Source organism: Mesorhizobium sp. HAY1-8B (assembly GCF_056868045.1).
In genome coordinates this window covers 4,042,535-4,059,520 of the sequence record NZ_CP200321.1, presented here as the reverse complement: position 1 = coordinate 4,059,520, position 16,986 = coordinate 4,042,535, and the positions used below count along the sequence as shown (strand labels likewise).

18 protein-coding genes are annotated in these 16,986 nt (G+C 62.8%); 7 read left to right on the top strand and 11 right to left on the bottom strand.

Annotation, left to right across the window (positions count from 1 at the left end; translation table 11 throughout):
• Position 1 precedes the first annotated feature (1 nt).
• The 3 genes from AC1VON_RS19165 (at position 2) to AC1VON_RS19155 (ending at position 2,134) form a co-directional block, all read left to right on the top strand.
• Entirely contained in the window at positions 2–235 is a 234-nt protein-coding gene (locus AC1VON_RS19165; RefSeq protein WP_056562227.1) for a BolA/IbaG family iron-sulfur metabolism protein, read from the top strand.
• Positions 236–388: 153 nt separating this feature from the next.
• Positions 389–724, top strand: coding sequence for a Grx4 family monothiol glutaredoxin (gene grxD / locus AC1VON_RS19160; protein WP_013895877.1), 336 nt, complete (start codon positions 389–391; stop codon positions 722–724).
• Positions 725–865: 141 nt separating this feature from the next.
• Positions 866–2,134 carry a multidrug effflux MFS transporter gene (locus AC1VON_RS19155; RefSeq protein ID WP_281411401.1) on the top strand — a complete coding sequence of 423 codons (1,269 nt, stop codon included), beginning with the start codon at positions 866–868 and terminating at the stop codon, positions 2,132–2,134.
• A gap of 28 nt (positions 2,135–2,162) precedes the next feature.
• On the opposite strand, the gene AC1VON_RS19150 is transcribed toward AC1VON_RS19155, so the two are convergent.
• The 3 genes from AC1VON_RS19150 to rpsD all read right to left on the bottom strand — a co-directional run bounded on the left by AC1VON_RS19150 (position 2,163) and on the right by rpsD (position 4,620).
• Positions 2,163–2,990, bottom strand: a complete 828-nt coding sequence (locus AC1VON_RS19150; RefSeq protein ID WP_483124537.1) for an inositol monophosphatase family protein — start codon at positions 2,988–2,990, stop codon at positions 2,163–2,165.
• A complete protein-coding gene (ttcA, locus tag AC1VON_RS19145; protein WP_483124536.1) occupies positions 2,980–3,867 on the bottom strand; it encodes a tRNA 2-thiocytidine(32) synthetase TtcA in 888 nt (295 codons plus the stop codon). The genes AC1VON_RS19150 and ttcA overlap by 11 nt, the downstream gene beginning before the upstream one ends.
• A gap of 135 nt (positions 3,868–4,002) precedes the next feature.
• Positions 4,003–4,620, bottom strand: a complete 618-nt coding sequence (gene rpsD / locus AC1VON_RS19140; RefSeq protein WP_010909086.1) for a 30S ribosomal protein S4 — start codon at positions 4,618–4,620, stop codon at positions 4,003–4,005.
• A 376-nt stretch (positions 4,621–4,996) separates the two neighbouring features.
• Here rpsD and AC1VON_RS19135 point away from each other — a divergent pair, with 376 nt between their 5' ends.
• Positions 4,997–5,194, top strand: coding sequence for a hypothetical protein (locus AC1VON_RS19135; RefSeq protein ID WP_140767832.1), 198 nt, complete (start codon positions 4,997–4,999; stop codon positions 5,192–5,194).
• Positions 5,195–5,296: 102 nt separating this feature from the next.
• Here the strand turns inward: AC1VON_RS19135 and AC1VON_RS19130 are convergent, their stop codons facing one another.
• Positions 5,297–5,485, bottom strand: coding sequence for a DUF3008 family protein (locus tag AC1VON_RS19130; RefSeq protein WP_140767833.1), 189 nt, complete (start codon positions 5,483–5,485; stop codon positions 5,297–5,299).
• A gap of 151 nt (positions 5,486–5,636) precedes the next feature.
• Between AC1VON_RS19130 and AC1VON_RS19125 the strand changes: the two genes are divergently transcribed.
• A complete protein-coding gene (locus AC1VON_RS19125) occupies positions 5,637–7,019 on the top strand; it encodes an RNB domain-containing ribonuclease (protein WP_172350804.1) in 1,383 nt (460 codons plus the stop codon).
• Here AC1VON_RS19125 and murI read toward each other — a convergent pair.
• Both murI and AC1VON_RS19115 read right to left on the bottom strand, forming a co-directional pair.
• Complete coding sequence (gene murI / locus AC1VON_RS19120; RefSeq protein ID WP_483124535.1) at positions 7,016–7,816, bottom strand: glutamate racemase; 801 nt, start codon at positions 7,814–7,816, stop codon at positions 7,016–7,018. The genes AC1VON_RS19125 and murI overlap by 4 nt on opposite strands.
• Positions 7,809–8,726, bottom strand: a complete 918-nt coding sequence (locus AC1VON_RS19115) for an RNA methyltransferase (RefSeq protein ID WP_483124534.1) — start codon at positions 8,724–8,726, stop codon at positions 7,809–7,811. The genes murI and AC1VON_RS19115 overlap by 8 nt, the downstream gene beginning before the upstream one ends.
• A gap of 216 nt (positions 8,727–8,942) precedes the next feature.
• On the opposite strand from AC1VON_RS19115, the gene AC1VON_RS19110 reads away from it, so the two are divergent.
• On the top strand, positions 8,943–10,154 hold the full coding sequence (locus AC1VON_RS19110) for an NADP-dependent isocitrate dehydrogenase (RefSeq protein ID WP_172350807.1): 1,212 nt from the start codon (positions 8,943–8,945) through the stop codon (positions 10,152–10,154).
• Between the two features lie 81 nt (positions 10,155–10,235).
• On the top strand, positions 10,236–10,862 hold the full coding sequence (locus AC1VON_RS19105) for a glutathione S-transferase family protein (RefSeq protein ID WP_483124533.1): 627 nt from the start codon (positions 10,236–10,238) through the stop codon (positions 10,860–10,862).
• Between the two features lie 30 nt (positions 10,863–10,892).
• Here AC1VON_RS19105 and AC1VON_RS19100 read toward each other — a convergent pair whose 3' ends face one another.
• The 5 genes from AC1VON_RS19100 to AC1VON_RS19080 form a co-directional block, all read right to left on the bottom strand.
• Entirely contained in the window at positions 10,893–11,372 is a 480-nt protein-coding gene (locus AC1VON_RS19100; protein WP_483124532.1) for a DUF2269 family protein, read from the bottom strand.
• Positions 11,369–12,664: an SDR family oxidoreductase gene (locus tag AC1VON_RS19095; protein ID WP_483124531.1), complete on the bottom strand. Its 1,296-nt coding sequence runs from the start codon at positions 12,662–12,664 to the stop codon at positions 11,369–11,371. The genes AC1VON_RS19100 and AC1VON_RS19095 overlap by 4 nt, the downstream gene beginning before the upstream one ends.
• A 10-nt stretch (positions 12,665–12,674) precedes the next feature.
• On the bottom strand, positions 12,675–15,341 hold the full coding sequence (alaS, locus tag AC1VON_RS19090; protein WP_483124530.1) for an alanine--tRNA ligase: 2,667 nt from the start codon (positions 15,339–15,341) through the stop codon (positions 12,675–12,677).
• A gap of 269 nt (positions 15,342–15,610) precedes the next feature.
• Positions 15,611–16,711 (bottom strand): recombinase RecA, encoded by a 1,101-nt coding sequence (gene recA, locus AC1VON_RS19085; RefSeq protein WP_013895892.1) that lies wholly within the window; start codon positions 16,709–16,711, stop codon positions 15,611–15,613.
• A gap of 20 nt (positions 16,712–16,731) precedes the next feature.
• Positions 16,732–16,983 (bottom strand): hypothetical protein, encoded by a 252-nt coding sequence (locus tag AC1VON_RS19080; RefSeq protein WP_483124529.1) that lies wholly within the window; start codon positions 16,981–16,983, stop codon positions 16,732–16,734.
• Positions 16,984–16,986: the final 3 nt, after the last annotated feature.

Here is a 16,986-nt window from a genome sequence, read left to right as displayed (position 1 = left end):
AATGGCAATGGACGCCCGCGACATCGAAAAACTGATCAAGGACGGCATACCTGATGCCCGCGTAACGATCCGCGACCTCGCCGGCGATGGCGACCATTACGCGGCCGAAGTCGTCGCCGAGAGCTTTCGGGGAAAAAGCCGCGTCCAGCAGCACCAGATGGTCTATGACGCGCTGAAGGGCAATATGGGCGGCGTGCTGCACGCGCTTGCCCTGCAGACCAGCGTCCCCGACTGAGGCAGTTCCAGCCAATACCCGCTTGGCCCAATACGGCCCATCCTTTGCGCCATTTCGGCCATGGCGCGGCTAATGTCTTGTTTCGGGCAACCTATGGGTTTATCTGAAAGACATGCTTCGAGCCTGACTCCCACAGGCGTGAAAGGATGTTCCATGAGCGGTATCAACGACTACATCGACAATGAAGTGAAGGGCAACGACGTCGTCCTTTTCATGAAGGGCACGCCCGGTTTTCCGCAATGCGGTTTTTCCGGCCAGGTTGTCCAGATCCTCGACTATATCGGCGCCGACTACAAAGGCGTGAATGTCCTGGACTCGGCTGAACTGCGCCAGGGCATCAAGGACTACTCCAACTGGCCGACGATCCCTCAGCTCTACGTCAAGGGCGAATTCGTCGGCGGCTGCGACATTATCCGCGAGATGTTCCAGGCCGGCGAGTTGCAGACCTTCCTGGTCGAGAAGGGCGTGAGCGTCAAAGGCGCCGCCTGATTTCGGTTTCCAGGTCCGTCGTAGCGACCGCGCTGAGTATCGGGTAGCCCCACCTCGGCAATTTTTATGTCACGATATCGGGACCAACGAGCCAATGCGCCGGCCCGCCGGCGCATTTTCGCTTGAAAGATCGGACTTGCCGTGGATCAGCAATCATCAGCGCCGCAATCGGCAAGCAAACTGCCTATTCCGCGCTGGGAGTTCATTGCGCTGTGCGCAGCGCTGATGGCGCTGAATTCTCTGGCCATCGACATCATGCTGCCGGCGCTGCAGCAGATCGGCGCCTCGCTCGGCGTCGAGAATGAAAATCACCGGCAATATGTGGTCACCGCCTACATTCTGGGTTTTGGTGGCGGCCAACTGTTCTTCGGACCGATATCGGATCGTTTCGGCCGCCGCTCGCCGCTTGTCGCGGGTCTGATCATCTATGTGGCGGCGGCTGCGGCGGCAGCCATCGCGCCGAGCTTTGAAACCCTGCTGATATGTCGTGCCGTGCAAGGCATTGGCGCGGCCGCCACCCGCGTCATCGCGGTCTCGATCGTGCGCGATACATTCGACGGCCGGCGCATGGCCGAAGTCATGTCCCTGATCTTCATGGTGTTCATGGCGATACCGGTCATCGCGCCCGGCATCGGCCAGTTCATCATGCTGTTCGCGACCTGGCACTACATCTTCGTCACCATGGCCGTCGGCGCGCTGATCGTGTCGGCGTGGTCGCTGCTGCGTCTGCCTGAAACGCTGCGCCCCGAATATCGCCGGTCCCTGACGGTCTCCTCCGTCGTCGGTGGATTCCGCATCGTGCTCACCAATCGCATCGCGCTCTGCTATGCCTTTGCCAGCACCTTCGTCTTCGCCGCCATGTTCGGCTTCATCGCCTCGGCGCAGCAGATCTATGTCGACATCTTCCATGTCGGCGAGATGTTCCCGGTCATCTTCGCCGGTGTCGCGGGCGTGCTCGCCTTCTCCAATTTTCTGAACTCACGCCTTGTCGGCCGTATCGGCATGCGCCGGCTGTCGCAGGGCGCCCTGCTTTTGTTTCTGGTCATCAGCCTGGCCTGGCTGATCGTTTCGCTGGAAATCAAGATGCCGCTCTGGCTGTTCATCACCTTCTTTGCCAGCGCCATGCTTCCCTTCGGCGCGCTTGGCGCCAATTTCAACGCATTGGCCATGGAGCCGCTCGGCCAACTGGCCGGCACGGCGTCATCCATTCTGGGTTTCATGCAGACGTTTCTCGGCGGCATTCTCGGCACGCTGATCGGCCAGGCGTTCAACGGCACGGTGACGCCGCTTGCCGCCGGCTTCTGCAGCGTCTCGGTCGCGGCGCTGCTAATGATCCTGATCGCCGAGCGCGGCAAGATGTTCCAGCCCCACAACCCACCCGTTTCAGGCCACATCACCGACCTGCACTAGACCCTGCCGTCTGCCGCAGGAATTAATCCTACTCGGCCCACAGTTCGCGGCGCAGTTCCCGCCAGCTCTCCTTGTCGGGAGCGACCAGCAGGCCGCCGCCGACATGCGACGGCAGGTAAGGACTGCCGTCGAAGCGCGCGGCATGGCCGCCGGCTTCGGCATGGATCAGCGCACCGGCGAGATGATCCCAGGGCATCAGCTTGTTGTAGACGACGAAATGGCCATGGCCGCTGGCCAGCAAGCGGTATTCGTGGGCGGCGCAGCGGTAGTTGAACTGCGACAGCGTCTTGGTCTGGTTGCAGGCCAGTCGCGTGCGGTCCGGCTCGGCCATGTATTGCCATGAGACCGCGCCGGTCATCTCGGAGATCGGCACACTTGCGGCAACCCGCACCCGCTCCAGGGTACCATGGGCATGGCGGATATGGCTGCCGGCGCCCTTGGCGCCGATCAGCCAATCCTTGCCGACCGGATCGTGGATGATACCGGCGACCGTTTCCCCCTTGACCACGACGGCAAGCATGACACCAAACAGCGGCACACCGGAGGCGAAATTGAAGGTGCCGTCGACCGGATCTATGACGAAAGCCAGATCGGCATCACCCAAACCGTCGAGCAGCGCCGGGTCGTCGGAACAGGCTTCCTCGCCGACAACCATGGCTCCGGGATAACGCTGGCGCAGCCTGGCGGTGATCAACCGCTCGGCGTTGACGTCCGCTTCCGTCACCAGATCGGCGGCGGAGGTCTTCTGTCTGATGTCGCCATCGCCCAGCCGGCGAAAGCGGGGCATGATTTCGGTGTCGGCCACCTCGGCCAGCAGGCTGGCCAGCCAGTCGATCGCGTTGTCGTCAAATGTCATCTGAAGCGTCTTGTCCTGTGATGAGGGTCTGGTTCAGCGCGGCGAAGTCGAAAAGTTTCCTGTCGAGCAGATGTGACGGCCTGGCGTTGGACAGCGCGCGGATCATCGTGTCCTTGCGGCCGGGCATGCGCTTTTCGATGTCTTCCAGCATCGCCTTCATGGCGTTGCGCTGGAGGCCTTCCTGGCTGCCGCACAGGTCGCAAGGGATGATCGGGAACCGCATCGCCGCGGCGAATTTTTCGAGATCGATCTCGGCGCTGTAGCTCAGTGGCCGCAGCACCATGACGTCGCCTTCGTCATTGAGCAGCTTTGGCGGCATGGCGGCGAGGCGGCCGCCATGGAACAGGTTCATGAAGAAGGTCTCGAGAATATCCTCGCGATGATGGCCGAGCACCAGCGCCGAACAGCCCTCCTCCCGCGCGATGCGGTAGAGATGGCCGCGCCGCAGCCGCGAGCAGAGCGAGCAATAGGTACTGCCCTGCGGCAGCTTGTCGGTGACTACGGAATAGGTGTCCTGGTACTCGATGCGGTGCGCAATGCCATTGGCGTTGAGGTAGTCCGGCAGGATGTGCTTGGGAAAATTCGGCTGGCCCTGGTCGAGATTGCAGGCCAGCAACTCGACCGGCAGCAGCCCGCGCCATTTGAGATCGAGCAAGATGGCGAGCAGGCCGTAGGAATCCTTGCCGCCCGATAGCGCGACCAGCCAGCGCTGGCCCGGCTCCACCATCGAGAAATCCTCGATCGCCTGGCGGGTCAGCCGCAGCAGCCGCTTGCGCAATTTGTTGAATTCGACCGAGGATGGCACATCGGCGAACAGCGGATGGGAGCCGCCTTCGGCGACCGGTTCAAGAGTCTCGATGTCTGGCAGCATATTCATGGCGCAGCGGCCCCGGAGATGTGACGTCCGCCCGGATTAGCGCATCGGCCGGAAAATCGAAACGGCAAAGCGGGATGCCGGAAACAAAAAGGCCGCCTCGAGGGCGGCCTTTCAGATATCGCAGAAAGCGTTCGCTTAACGCGAATAGAATTCGACGACCAGGTTCGGCTCCATCTGGACGGCGAACGGAACGTCCGCCAGGCCGGGAATGCGCGAGAAGGTCGCGACCATCTTGTTATGATCGGCTTCGATGTAATCCGGCACGTCGCGCTCGGCGAGGCCGACCGATTCCAGGACGATGACCAGCTGCTTCGACTTTTCGCGCACTTCGATGACGTCGCCCGGCTTGCAGCGGTACGAACCGATGTTGACGCGCTTGCCGTTGACGTTGACGTGGCCGTGGTTGACGAACTGACGGGCAGCAAAAATGGTCGGCACGAACTTGGCGCGGTAGACGACCGCGTCGAGACGCGATTCGAGCAGGCCGATCAGGTTCTCCGAGGTATCGCCCTTGCGGCGGTCGGCCTCTTCGTAGACCTTGCGGAACTGCTTTTCCGAAACGTCGCCATAGTGACCCTTCAGCTTCTGCTTGGCGCGCAGCTGCAGGCCGAAGTCGGAAAGCTTGCCCTTGCGGCGCTGGCCATGCTGGCCGGGGCCGTATTCACGCTTGTTGACCGGGGACTTCGGGCGGCCCCAGATGTTTTCGCCAAGACGGCGGTCGATCTTGTATTTCGCGGATTCGCGCTTGCTCATCGCATTCCCTTTCAAAACAACACACCCGGCACCTCATGGTCCGGGTGAAGGAAACGCGCCCTCCTCTGGCCTCCGTTTTCGAGACCTGACAGGGTTTTCCCACGCAACGCGGCGGAAAACCCACGGGACACGTCAGTTCAAACAAAACCAGAAACAACCAAGGCAACCGGTCTTGCGCATATAAAACAAACACCGGACATCGCTGCCCGGCGTTGGCGGCTGGTTAAACCGAGATTTAACCGGTGTCAAGCTTCCGTCTAGCTTGTCATTGGCGCAACCATATAAGGTTGACGACGTTGAGCAATGCCGGATGTGGCGGGAGGTTTTTACGCCAACGGCACCAGGAAGGGACTGGAGCTAGAGGAGTTCAGTTAGCATGAAGAAGTTCTTCCTTACCCTGGCCGGTGCCGCGGTACTGGCCGGATCGATGGCGGTTGCGCCGGAGCCGGCGATGGCCCGTCATTGGCACGGCCACAAACAGGTCTGCCGGGTCATCGTCAAGAAGAGGGTGGTGTGGCGGCACGGCCATCGCAAGGTGATCGTGCAGAAGGTGCGGCGTTGCCACCGCTGGTAAGGCGGACAAAGCAGCAATCCGAGAGGGCCAGCGAACTGTCGCTGGCCCTTTTCATTCAATGAGTGCCGGAGCGTGGCTTCAAACCCTCAATCCTTGGATTTTTCAATCCTTGGATTTTTTCTCCGGCAGCCCTTTGCGCTTCGTCTCGGCGAATTCCTCAAGCTGTTGTTCGCTCATCGATTCGTACATTTCGCGTGAGGCGCCTTTGAGTTCGCTCTTCCTGGTCTCGCCGCGCTTGGCGGAGAGCGCGGCGCCGGCTGCTTTCTGCTGGGCTTTCGAGGTGGCAGGCATGACGGTTTCTCCTTTTCTGTCAGGACAAACGCCGTGCTTCGGCGGCAGTTCCAGCGCCGATGGCCCAGTTCCTCGTCCGGATCAGGCGACCGGCTTTGGCGATTTCGTTCGCAGCCTTCCCGTGTCCGGAACTCCAGTGTAGGACGGCTGAATGAAGTCTCTGACTGACCCCTCACAAGCTCTCTCCTCCGGCCTGACGAAAATCCGCACCGAATTCCACGTGCCGGCTGGATTTCCGGTTGACGTAATGGCCGCGGCGGACGCGGCGGCCAGACGTGTGCCGAACCAGCATGCCGATCGAACTGATATGCCCTTCGTCACGCTCGATCCAGCAGCCTCCACCGATCTTGACCAGGCGTTCTCGATCGAGGCGAGCGGCGGCGATCTTCTGCTGCATTATGCCATTGCCGACGTGGCCTGGTTCGTCGAAGACCGCGACGCGATCGATCTCGAGGCCTGGACGCGGGGCGAGACGTTTTATTTGCCGGACGGCAAGGCCGGACTCTACCCGCCGGTACTTGCCGAGGGTGCGGCGAGTTTGTTGCCGAATGGACCGCGTCCAGCTGTTGTCTTCACCGTTCGGGTGGCTGAGGACGGTGCGGTGAAATTGGACGGCGCGGAACGGGCAATCATTCGAAGCCGCGCGAAACTCGCCTATGACAGCGTGAAGGCTTCCGACGTTCCGGCCGGCTTCGCTGAAATGGCGCGGCGCATGGCGATGAACGAACAACGTCGTGGCGCGTCACGCGTCGACCCACCCGAGCAGGAGGTTGAAAGGCTCGCCGATGGCACATTCCGGCTGTCCTTCAGACCGCTCCTGCAATCCGAACAGGACAATGCCGCGCTTTCGCTGGCTGCCAACATGGCGATCGCCGACGCCATGCTTGCGCACAAGACCGGGCTGTTCCGCGTGATGTCCGGGCCGGACGCGTCCAAGGTGCAGAGACTTCGCAACGCGGCACAGGCGCTCGGTCTGTCCTGGCCGGCCTCAACCAGCCTGCGCGACTACCAGCGCACGCTCGATCCGGCTGACCCGAAACAGGCGGTGTTGATGCTGGAAATCCGCCGCGCAGGCAACGGCGCGTCCTACCAGCCCTACCAGGAAGGTGTCGTTCCCTGGCATGAGGCGATGGCCGCGACCTATGCCCACGCCACCGCGCCGCTCAGGCGGCTGGCCGACCGCTATGTCGTGCGCTGCGCACTGGCAATCGCCAACGGCCAGCCCGTGCCGCAGGTCGTCACCGATGCGTTCACCAAATTGCCGAAGGTGATGGGACGTGCGGATAGCCGCGCTTCGCAGATCAACCACGCGGTCATCGACCTTGCCGAGGCGGTCATGCTCAGGGGACGCGAGGGGGAAACGTTCAAAGCCGCAGTCACCGACTTCGTCGACCATGGCGTACGCGTTCAGCTTGCCGACATACCAGTCGTTGCCACGGTGAAGGCCACCGGGTTCAGACAGGGCGACAGTCTGACGCTAAGGTTGGCCTCGGCCGATCCGGATCAACGCAGCATCGTCTTCGAACCTGTTTAAGCGGCGGACGTTTCCACCACCAGTCCAAAGCCCTGCATCAGCCGGCTGACGGCGAAATCCGCCTTGCGTGAGGTGAAGACCGCGATATCGGGTTCGCCTTGCGGCAGCGCCCCATCGACGAGCGGCAGCAGTGAAAGCGCTCGCCGGGCGATCGCTTCGGCCGGATCTATCCAGTCGACCGGCCATGGCGCGGTCTTGCGCATGCGATTGACCAGGAACGGATAATGCGTGCAGGCGAGCACGACGATGTCGGTCCGCATGCCGTCACGCTCGATGAAGCAGGGCGCGATCTCGGCCCGCACGGCCTCCTCGTCGACAAAGCCCTCGCGCATATAGACTTCGGCAAGCCCCGCCAGCCTGTCGCTGCCGACCAGGCGGACATGGCATTTCTGCGCCCACTTGCTGATCAGGTCGCGTGTGTATTGCCGCTTCACCGTGCCCGGCGTCGCCAGCACCGAGACCAGGCCCGAGCGCGTGCGCTCCGCCGCCGGCTTGACCGCCGGCACGGTACCGACGAAGGGATGGCCGGGAAATCTGTCGCGCAACGCATCGATCACCAACGTCGAGGCGGTGTTGCAGGCGATGACGGAAATGACTGGCTCAAACCGATCGAGCAGCTTGGCGAACAGCTCCAGTATATGGGTCCTCAGAGCCGGTTCTTCCCAGGCGCCGAAAGGAAACGCCGCATCGTCCGCGACATAGATGAAGCGCCGGTCCGGCATCAGCACGCGCGCCTCGCGCAGAACGGTCAACCCGCCGACGCCGGAATCGAACATCAGGATCGGCTGGTCAGTCATTGTCGGTTCCCTTGCCGCCCAGCGGCGGCGCGTCCTCATCGTCGCCGGCAGGCCGGCGGGCCAGGCGTTCGGCCTCTGCCGTTCCGGCGCGCGCGGCAGCCGGAAGCCGCCTTGGATCATCGCCCGGCGAACCATCGCCGCGCGGCATCGCCGGCGAGAACCTGTCGAGGGACGAGATGATGCCGCGCAGCACCTTGAGTTCCGGCTCGGCAAAGCCGGCACGCGTCAGCACGGCACGCAGATTGTCGACCATTTTCGGTTTCTTCGGCGCTGGCCGGAAATAGCCGCGCGCTTCCAATGCGCCTTCGAGATAGGCGAACAGACCGTGCAATTCTTCCTTGCTGGCCGGCTTCATCTCCGGTCCGGTGAAATTGGTCTTGGTCTCGTCCTCCAGACCCGACTTCATCCACTCATAGGACATCAGCAAGGCCGCCTGGGCGATGTTGAGCGAGGAGAAATCGGGATCGACGGGAAAGGTGACGATCTCGTCGGCAAGCCCGACTTCGTCATTGTAGAGGCCGAAGCGCTCGCGGCCGAACAGGATGCCAGTGCGCTGCCCCATGCTGTGACGGGTCCTCAGCACCCTGCCCGCCTCGACTGGCCCGCGCACGGCCTTGAAGCCGTCGCGCTGCCTGGCGGTGGTGGCGAAAACGAAATTCAAATCGGCAAGCGCCGAGGCCAGATCGTCGAACACTTTCACGGCGTCTATGACATGGTCGGCGCGGCTGGCGGCGGCACGCGCCTTCTCGCTCGGCCAGCCGTCGCGCGGATTGACCAGGCGCAGTTCGATCAGGCCGAAATTGGCCATGGCTCGTGCAACCATGCCAATGTTCTCGCCAAGCTGCGGCTCGACCAGGATGATCGCCGGGCCGGCGGATGGGTTGTTATCGGGATCTTTGGTGACGGGCATGATTGTCAAAGAACTGCTGTTTGCGGCATTTCAGCGTCCCCTGCCATATTCGGCCGCGAAAATGAAGCATTCGCAAATGACAGCGGCCATTGCCTCGCATTCGTGAGCGATCGCCGTTTGCGCGGCCAAAAACCCTTTGATATACGGGCGGCATCTCCCGGCCGAACGCCACGCGGGCAAGGCCGTCCCATATCCCAGCAACGAGGCACTCTTTCCATGGCGAAGATCAAGGTGGCGAACCCGGTCGTCGAACTCGACGGCGACGAGATGACCCGCATCATCTGGCAGTTCATCAAGGACAAGCTGATCCACCCTTATCTCGACCTGAAGCTCGAATATTACGACCTAGGCATCGAGCACCGCGACGCCACCAACGACCAGGTAACGATCGATTCGGCCAACGCCATCAAGAAGTACGGCGTCGGCGTGAAATGCGCGACGATCACCCCCGACGAACAGCGCGTCGAGGAATTCAAGCTGAAGAAGATGTGGAAGTCGCCGAACGGCACCATCCGCAATATCCTCGGCGGCACCATCTTCCGCGAGCCGATCATCATGAAGAACGTGCCGCGCCTGGTGCCCGGCTGGACCAAGCCGATCATCGTCGGCCGTCACGCCTTCGGCGACCAATACCGCGCCACCGATTTCCGCTTCCCCGGCAAGGGCAAGCTGACGATCAAGTTCGTCGGCGAGGACGGCCAGGTGATCGAGCACGACGTGTTCGATGCGCCCGGCGCCGGTGTCGCCATGGCCATGTACAATCTCGACGAGTCGATCCGCGAATTCGCCCGCGCCTCGCTGAATTACGGCCTGCTGCGCAACTATCCGGTCTATCTCTCGACCAAGAACACCATCCTCAAGGCCTATGACGGCCGCTTCAAGGACATCTTCCAGGAGGTCTACGAGGCTGAATTCGAGGCCGAGTTCAAGTCGAAGAAGCTGTGGTACGAGCACCGGCTGATCGACGACATGGTGGCCTCCAGCCTGAAATGGTCGGGCGGCTATGTCTGGGCCTGCAAGAACTATGACGGCGACGTGCAATCCGACACGGTGGCGCAAGGCTTCGGCTCGCTCGGCCTGATGACCTCGGTGCTGATGACGCCGGACGGCAAGACGGTGGAAGCGGAAGCCGCGCACGGCACCGTCACCCGCCACTATCGCCAGCACCAGAAGGGCGAGGAAACCTCGACCAATTCGATCGCATCGATCTTCGCCTGGACGCGCGGCCTCGCGCACCGCGCCAAGCTCGACGACAATGCCGAGTTGAAGCGCTTTGCCGAGACACTGGAAAAGGTTTGCATCCAGACGGTCGAGAGCGGCTTCATGACCAAGGACCTGTCGCTCTTGATCGGCCCGGACCAGCCCTGGCTCTCGACCACTGGCTTCCTCGACAAGATCGACGAGAATTTGCAGAAGGCGATGGCGTAAGTACTCGCAGCTCCACACGCCGAAGGCTCCGAAAGGAGCCTTCGTTTTTTGGGCCGATGAAAGCGACGAAGGGCCGGCAGCATGCCCAAGCCAATCCTCTACGGCGCGGACTACAGTGTCTATGTGCGCATCGCGCGAATGACGCTGGAGGAGAAAGGCGTCGACTACGAACTCGTGCCGCTCGATATCTTCGCCGCCGACGGCATCCCGGCCTGGTATCTGGAGCATCACCCGTTCGGCCGCATCCCGGCCTTCGAGCATGACGGGTTTCGGCTCTTCGAGACGAATGCGATCTCGCGCTATGTCGACGAGGCTTTCGACGGCCCGGCGCTGCAGCCCGCCGACGCGCGCGGCCGCGCAAGGATGGGCCAGATGACAGGCATGCTCGACGCCTATGGCTACCGCGCCATGGTTTGGGACGTCGCCGTCGAGCGGCTGGAAAAGGCAGAACCGGATGAGAGGCTGATCGCTGGCGGCCTGAGCCAGGCACAGACGGTGCTGAAAGTGCTGACCTCGCTCAAGGCGAACGGACCTTGGCTGCTCGGCGACCAGTTGACGCTGGCAGACCTGCATGCCGCACCGGCCATTGCCTATTTCGTCAAGGTTGCCGAAGGGCAAGATTTGCTGGCACGGTTCGCGGACATCGAGGACTGGTATGCGCGCATCACCGCCCGAGCGAGCTTCGCCAGGACCGAAAAGGCAGTTTGAGCGGCCCGCCAGACGAGCTAAGGCGAAGGACTAAAACCCTATCTCGGGCTTGGTGGCCATCAGCCACAGGATGGCAAGCACGGTGGCAAAAGCCGGGAAGCCGCACACAAACCAGATGCGGAACAGACGCCTTTCCTCAGGCGGCAGCGGCACGTTTTCGATGGCCGCCTGCCGCGCCAGGTTGCGGATGCGAATCTGAATCCAGACCACCGGCAGCCAGAACAGGCCGGTCACGACATACAGCAGCAGGGACAGCACAATCCAGCCTTCGGACAGCGGCCAGCCTATGGCCCGCGCCAGCAGCACGCCGGTGATCGGCTGCACAATGACGGCGGTTGCCGTAAAAATGGCATCGGCGATGACGACCGTGCCCGCGACATGGGCGACGAGGTCGGCGCGGCCGGTGCGTTGCGCCATGAGCATGAAGAAGGCGATGCCGGCGCCGGTGCCGAAGAGAACCGTGGCGCCGATGATATGCGCCCAGCGCAAAGTGTCGGCCCAGAGGCTCATCGCTCGTCCAAAATTGCCAGCGCCACCAGGACAAGGCAAAGCGCGGGTACCGCCTTGACCATTGCACCTAGCGGATCGAGCCACAGATCGGGCGCAAGCGCGGTTGCCGCGCCAACATAGGCCAAGGTGATGGCAAGCATCCCCATCAGCGCGAGGCGCGCCGAGGGCCGCATCAGGACAGCGGCTCCGACAACGATGTCCGCAATGCTTCCAGCAAGAACCAGTCCGAGCGCGAAGGCGGGCGACAGGCCATGAGAGACCAGAATGTCGGCCGCCGCATCCTGTCGAGCCAGGCCGACGATGCCGGAAACCAGCCAGAACAGCGAGAGCACGCCGAACACGACTGGTTTCAGCAGCCAGAGGCGGGCGAACCATCGCTCCTGGACGTGGGCAGGCATGGCGGCCAGCGTCGCTTCCAGAGGCTGAAGCGGATGGCCGCTTACATCGTTCCAGAGTCCGGCATTGCCGGTCACGCCACGCGCCAGCGCGACAAGGGCTGCGCTGCGCAAAGGCGATCGCCAACCAAGCAGGCCAAGGCCGTCCGCAATGACGGCGGCAAGCCGGCCGACAATAGCCGGCATCCGCACGACGCGGGCCGGCGGCAGGCCAAGCCATGCCCGAAAGGTTGAGAGAACATCAGTGAGCGATCGGGCCTCGGTTTCAACGAGATCGATCGCAAGGCGCGGCGGCAGAGATCCGGCAACCGCGCGCGAGACTGCCTCGGCGACGTCCGTTACCGACACAGTCTGGATCGGCTGGCGCGCCATGACGGCAGGGACAAAAACGGGAAAGGCCGCGAGGGCGCGCAAAAGTGCGGTCCCGCCATAAGCGGCCGGTGCGATCACCAGGCCCGGTCGCAAGATCGTCCACTCTAGCGAAGAGCCTGTGACGGCCTTGTCGCCTTCCGCCTTGGTGCTGAAGAAAGCATCCGATGAGGCAGGGTCGGCACCGATCGCCGAGATCTGCACAAAACGGCGCACGCCGGCCTGCTCGCAGGCCGCCACCAGCGCTACCACCGAGCCGCGATGAATGGCGTCGAGGCGGTCGCGTGGGCCGTCCTGCAAGGCGCCCGCGGCGTTGACGACCGCGCCCATGCCCGCAACCATCGACAGCCAGTCTTCAGCGGCAAGCAGTTTCGACATGTCCGCTGCGATCCAGCGAACCGCCGGCCGACGCCGACCGGCATCCCCGACATCGCGACCGAGACCGGTCACATGATGACCGTCGCGAAGCAAACGGCCAATGACGGCGTCCCCGATCAAACCATAGCCGCCGAGGACGAGAATTTTCATGTCTCGGCTTTCAGGCGGCTTCGAGTGCCGCCCTGACCGCCGCGATCGCATCATTGGCCTTCGAGGCATCCGGGCCACCGGCCTGGGCCATGTCTGGCCGCCCGCCACCGCCCTGCCCGCCCAGTGCGGCGGAGGCCACGCGGACCAGGTCGACGGCGCTGAAGCGACTTAACAGATCGTCGGTGACAGCAACGACGACGCTTGCCTTGTTGTCCTCGCCGGCGCCGACGAAGACGACGACGCCGGAGCCGAGCGATGTCTTGCCGGCATCCGCCAGCGGCTTCAGGTCCTTCGGCGACACGCCCGATACCGCCTTGCCGAGGAAGCCTATGCCCGCGACGGTCTCGTTCTCCAAAGGCGCGCCGGCCGCGGCACCGCCACCCAGCGCCAGCTTCTTGCGCGCTTCCGTGAGTTCCTTCTCGAGCTTCTTGCGCTCCTCAAGCAAAGCCTCGACGCGCGCCGGCACGTCGGCGGGCGAGATTTTCAGCACGGCTGCCGCCGTCTTCAGACGCCGATCCTGCTCATCGAGATGTTTTCTGGCCGCTTCGCCGGTCAGCGCCTCAATGCGGCGCACGCCGGCGGCAACCGCGCTGTCGGAAACGACACGCACCAGGCCGATATCTCCGGTTGCCCTGACATGGGTGCCGCCGCAGAGTTCGACCGAATAGGGCCGGTTGGCCTTGGCGCCGTGCAGCCCGGTGCCCATCGACACGACGCGCACTTCATCGCCATACTTCTCGCCGAACAGCGCCATGGCACCCTCCGCAATGGCGTCGTCGACCGACATCAGGCGCGTGGTCACCGGGCCGTTCTGCACGACGATTTCGTTGGCCATGCGCTCGACCTCTTCGAGTTCCTCGGCCGAGATCGGCTTGTTGTGCGAGATATCGAAGCGCAGGCGCTCCGGCGCGACCAGCGAGCCCTTCTGCGCGACATGGGTGCCCAGCACCTCGCGCAGCGCCTCATGGATCAGGTGCGTGGCGGAGTGGTTGGCGCGCAGCCTGGAGCGCCTGTTATGGTCGACCTTGAGCTCAACGGCGGCGCCCGTCTTGACCGTGCCGCTCGCCACCTTGCCCAGATGCACGAACAGCCCATCCGCCTTCTTCTGCGTGTCCGAGATCTCGATCGAGAAGCCTTCGCCCGAGATGACGCCGGTATCGCCCATCTGGCCGCCGGACTCGCCATAGAATGGCGTCTGGTTGACGACCACCGCGACCGCGTCACCCTTGCCGGCGCTGTCGACGGTCTTGCCGTCCCGGACCAGCGCTTGGATGAGGCCTTCCGCAGCTTCAGTCTCGTAACCGAGGAATTCGGTGGCACCGGTCTTTTCGCGCACCGAGAACCACACCGTCTCGGTGGCGGCCTCGCCGGATCCGGTCCAATGCTTGCGCGCCTCGGCCTTCTGCTGCTCCATCGCATTGGTGAAGCCGGCAAGATCGACCGAGATGCTGCGCTGGCGCAGCGCGTCCTGCGTCAGGTCGAGCGGGAAGCCGTAGGTGTCGTAGAGCTTGAAGGCCGTCTCGCCATCCAGCATGTCGCCGGCATGCAGCGTTTCCGTCGCCTCGGAGAGCAGGCCGAGGCCGCGCACCAGCGTCTTGCGGAAGCGCGTCTCCTCGAGCTTCAGCGTCTCGGTAATCAGCTGTTCGCCGCGCAACAATTCGGGATAGGCCTGGCCCATCTCGCGCACCAGGGCCGGCACCAGCTTCCACATCAGCGGCTCGTTCGCGCCGAGCAACTGCGCGTGGCGCATGGCGCGGCGCATGATGCGGCGCAGCACATAACCACGGCCTTCGTTCGACGGCAGCACGCCGTCGGCGACTAGGAAGGAGGACGAGCGCAAATGATCGGCAATGACGCGGTAGGACGCCACCGTTTCGGCATCCGGCGCGCGCCCAAGCGCGGACGCCGCCGCATCGATCAGATGCCGGAACAGGTCGGTCTCGAAAACGCTCTCCACGCCCTGCAGGATGGACGCCATGCGCTCCAGGCCCATGCCGGTGTCGATCGACGGACGCGGCAGGTCGATGCGCTCCTCCTTCGTCACCTGCTCATACTGCATGAACACCAGGTTCCAGAATTCGAGGAAGCGGTCGCCATCCTCTTCCGGGCTGCCGGGAGGACCACCCCAGATGTGCTCGCCACGATCGATGAAGATTTCCGAGCACGGCCCGCAAGGACCGGTGTCGCCCATCGCCCAGAAATTGTCCGAGGTCGGGATGCGGATGATGCGATCGTCCGAGAAACCGGCGATCTTCTTCCAGAAGCCCGCCGCCTCATCATCCGTGTGGTAGACGGTGACCAGCAGCTTGTCCTTCTTCAGCCCGAACTCCCTGGTGATCAGGTTCCAGGCAAGCTCGATGGCGCGCTCCTTGAAATAGTCGCCGAAGGAAAAGTTGCCGAGCATCTCGAAGAAGGTCAGATGACGCGCGGTGTAGCCGACATTGTCGAGGTCGTTGTGCTTGCCGCCGGCGCGAACGCTCTTCTGGGCAGTGGTGGCACGCGAATAGGACCGCTTCTCCAGGCCGGTGAAGACGTTCTTGAACTGCACCATGCCGGCATTGGTGAACATCAATGTCGGATCGTTGCGCGGCACGAGTGGGCTCGAGGCGACGACCTCGTGGCCCTCCTTGCGGAAATAGTCGAGAAATGTCGACCGGATCTCGTTCACGCCACTCATGACTGCTGCCTTTTCGCGAAAACCGCCGGCGCGGCCGGCGGAAACTGGTCTCTGCTTTCCAGAAATAGATTTGGCCTTTTAGCGGGCACGCCCCAGCCTGTCCAGAAACACGGAATTGGGCCAATCCACGAGCTTGCCAGCCGTCCGCGCTATCCAAAAACGAAAACCGCCGGCGCGAAGGCCGGCGGTTTTGAACGCGATACTACAGAACTCAGTTACTTAAGCTTCAGATCATGGACCGGGATTATGGCCGAACTCCGGCAATTGCCCTACATCGCGCCGGCTTCGTCCTCAAAACCGTCGTCGCCATTGCCCTCGGAGCCACCATTCTCGAGGAATTTCTCGGCGATCAGCCCGGCATTCTGTCTCAGCGCCAGTTCGATCTCGCGCGCGGTATCGGGATTGTCGCGCAGGAACAGTTTTGCATTTTCGCGGCCCTGGCCGAGACGCTGCGAATTGTAGGAGAACCAGGCACCCGACTTCTCGACCACGCCGGCCTTGACGCCGAGGTCGACCAGCTCGCCGGTCTTGGACACGCCCTCGCCATACATGATGTCGAACTCGACCACCTTGAAGGGCGGCGCCAACTTGTTCTTGACCACCTTGACGCGGGTCTGGTTGCCGACGACCTCGTCGCGGTCCTTGACCGAGCCGATGCGGCGGATGTCGAGGCGCACCGACGCGTAGAATTTCAGCGCGTTGCCGCCGGTCGTGGTTTCGGGCGAACCGAACATGACGCCGATCTTCATGCGGATCTGGTTGATGAAGATGACCATGGTGTTGGAGCGCGAGATCGAAGCGGTCAGCTTGCGCAGCGCCTGGCTCATCAGGCGGGCCTGCAGGCCCGGCAGCGAATCGCCCATCTCGCCCTCGATTTCAGCACGCGGCGTCAGCGCCGCGACCGAATCGACCACCAGCACGTCGATGGCGCCGGAACGCACCAGCGTGTCGCAGATCTCCAGCGCCTGCTCGCCAGTGTCAGGCTGCGAGATCAGCAGGTTTTCAAGATCGACACCGAGCTTGCGGGCATAGACCGGATCGAGCGCATGTTCGGCGTCGACGAAGGCGCAGATGCCGCCCTTCTTCTGGGCTTCGGCCACCGTATGCAGCGCCAGCGTCGTCTTGCCCGAGCTTTCCGGCCCGTAGATTTCGATGATGCGGCCGCGCGGCAGGCCACCGACACCAAGCGCGATGTCGAGGCCAAGCGACCCGGTCGGTACCGTTTCGATCTCGACGACCTGCTCATTCGCGCCGAGCCGCATGATCGAGCCCTTGCCGAAAGCCCGCTCGATTTGCGACAGCGCCGCATCCAGAGCCTTTGATTTGTCCACTGCCTTATCCTCTACAAGCCGCAAAGAATTCTGAGCCATGATACATCACCCCTTGGTCGTCAATGAAGGCCGGACAATCCGTAATCCCTGGCATTTTGTACCTTTTTTGTTCTCATTTGGCAAGAGGCAACAACCTTTTGAAAAATAAACGATATCCGGGTTTGTTCTTTTTTCGTCCCAGAAAGCGCGACAGCAACCTGCCTCCCATTAGACCAGCCGACGCCGTTGTCCTGGCCTGCCGAATCGCTGCCTTGCATGCGAAGCTCTGCCGCGCAGCCTAGCGCTTGTGCGGCTGCAACAACAAAGGTCATATC

What these genes read in the sequence shown, in the direction of transcription:
- AC1VON_RS19100 (WP_483124532.1), bottom strand. Translation starts at nt 11,372, where the DNA reads ATGAGCCTCTGGGCCGACACTTTGCGCTGGGCGCATATCATCGGCGCC.
- alaS (WP_483124530.1), bottom strand. Translation starts at nt 15,341, where the DNA reads ATGAGTGGCGTGAACGAGATCCGGTCGACATTTCTCGACTATTTCCGC.
- rpsD (WP_010909086.1), bottom strand. Translation starts at nt 4,620, where the DNA reads ATGAGCAAGCGCGAATCCGCGAAATACAAGATCGACCGCCGTCTTGGC.
- AC1VON_RS19165 (WP_056562227.1), top strand. Translation starts at nt 2, where the DNA reads ATGGCAATGGACGCCCGCGACATCGAAAAACTGATCAAGGACGGCATA.
- AC1VON_RS19130 (WP_140767833.1), bottom strand. Translation starts at nt 5,485, where the DNA reads ATGCCTGCCACCTCGAAAGCCCAGCAGAAAGCAGCCGGCGCCGCGCTC.
- murI (WP_483124535.1), bottom strand. Translation starts at nt 7,816, where the DNA reads ATGACTGACCAGCCGATCCTGATGTTCGATTCCGGCGTCGGCGGGTTG.
- AC1VON_RS19095 (WP_483124531.1), bottom strand. Translation starts at nt 12,664, where the DNA reads ATGAAAATTCTCGTCCTCGGCGGCTATGGTTTGATCGGGGACGCCGTC.
- ttcA (WP_483124536.1), bottom strand. Translation starts at nt 3,867, where the DNA reads ATGAATATGCTGCCAGACATCGAGACTCTTGAACCGGTCGCCGAAGGC.
- grxD (WP_013895877.1), top strand. Translation starts at nt 389, where the DNA reads ATGAGCGGTATCAACGACTACATCGACAATGAAGTGAAGGGCAACGAC.
- AC1VON_RS19125 (WP_172350804.1), top strand. Translation starts at nt 5,637, where the DNA reads ATGAAGTCTCTGACTGACCCCTCACAAGCTCTCTCCTCCGGCCTGACG.
- AC1VON_RS19150 (WP_483124537.1), bottom strand. Translation starts at nt 2,990, where the DNA reads ATGACATTTGACGACAACGCGATCGACTGGCTGGCCAGCCTGCTGGCC.
- AC1VON_RS19135 (WP_140767832.1), top strand. Translation starts at nt 4,997, where the DNA reads ATGAAGAAGTTCTTCCTTACCCTGGCCGGTGCCGCGGTACTGGCCGGA.
- AC1VON_RS19105 (WP_483124533.1), top strand. Translation starts at nt 10,236, where the DNA reads ATGCCCAAGCCAATCCTCTACGGCGCGGACTACAGTGTCTATGTGCGC.
- recA (WP_013895892.1), bottom strand. Translation starts at nt 16,711, where the DNA reads ATGGCTCAGAATTCTTTGCGGCTTGTAGAGGATAAGGCAGTGGACAAA.
- AC1VON_RS19110 (WP_172350807.1), top strand. Translation starts at nt 8,943, where the DNA reads ATGGCGAAGATCAAGGTGGCGAACCCGGTCGTCGAACTCGACGGCGAC.
- AC1VON_RS19115 (WP_483124534.1), bottom strand. Translation starts at nt 8,726, where the DNA reads ATGCCCGTCACCAAAGATCCCGATAACAACCCATCCGCCGGCCCGGCG.
- AC1VON_RS19080 (WP_483124529.1), bottom strand. Translation starts at nt 16,983, where the DNA reads ATGACCTTTGTTGTTGCAGCCGCACAAGCGCTAGGCTGCGCGGCAGAG.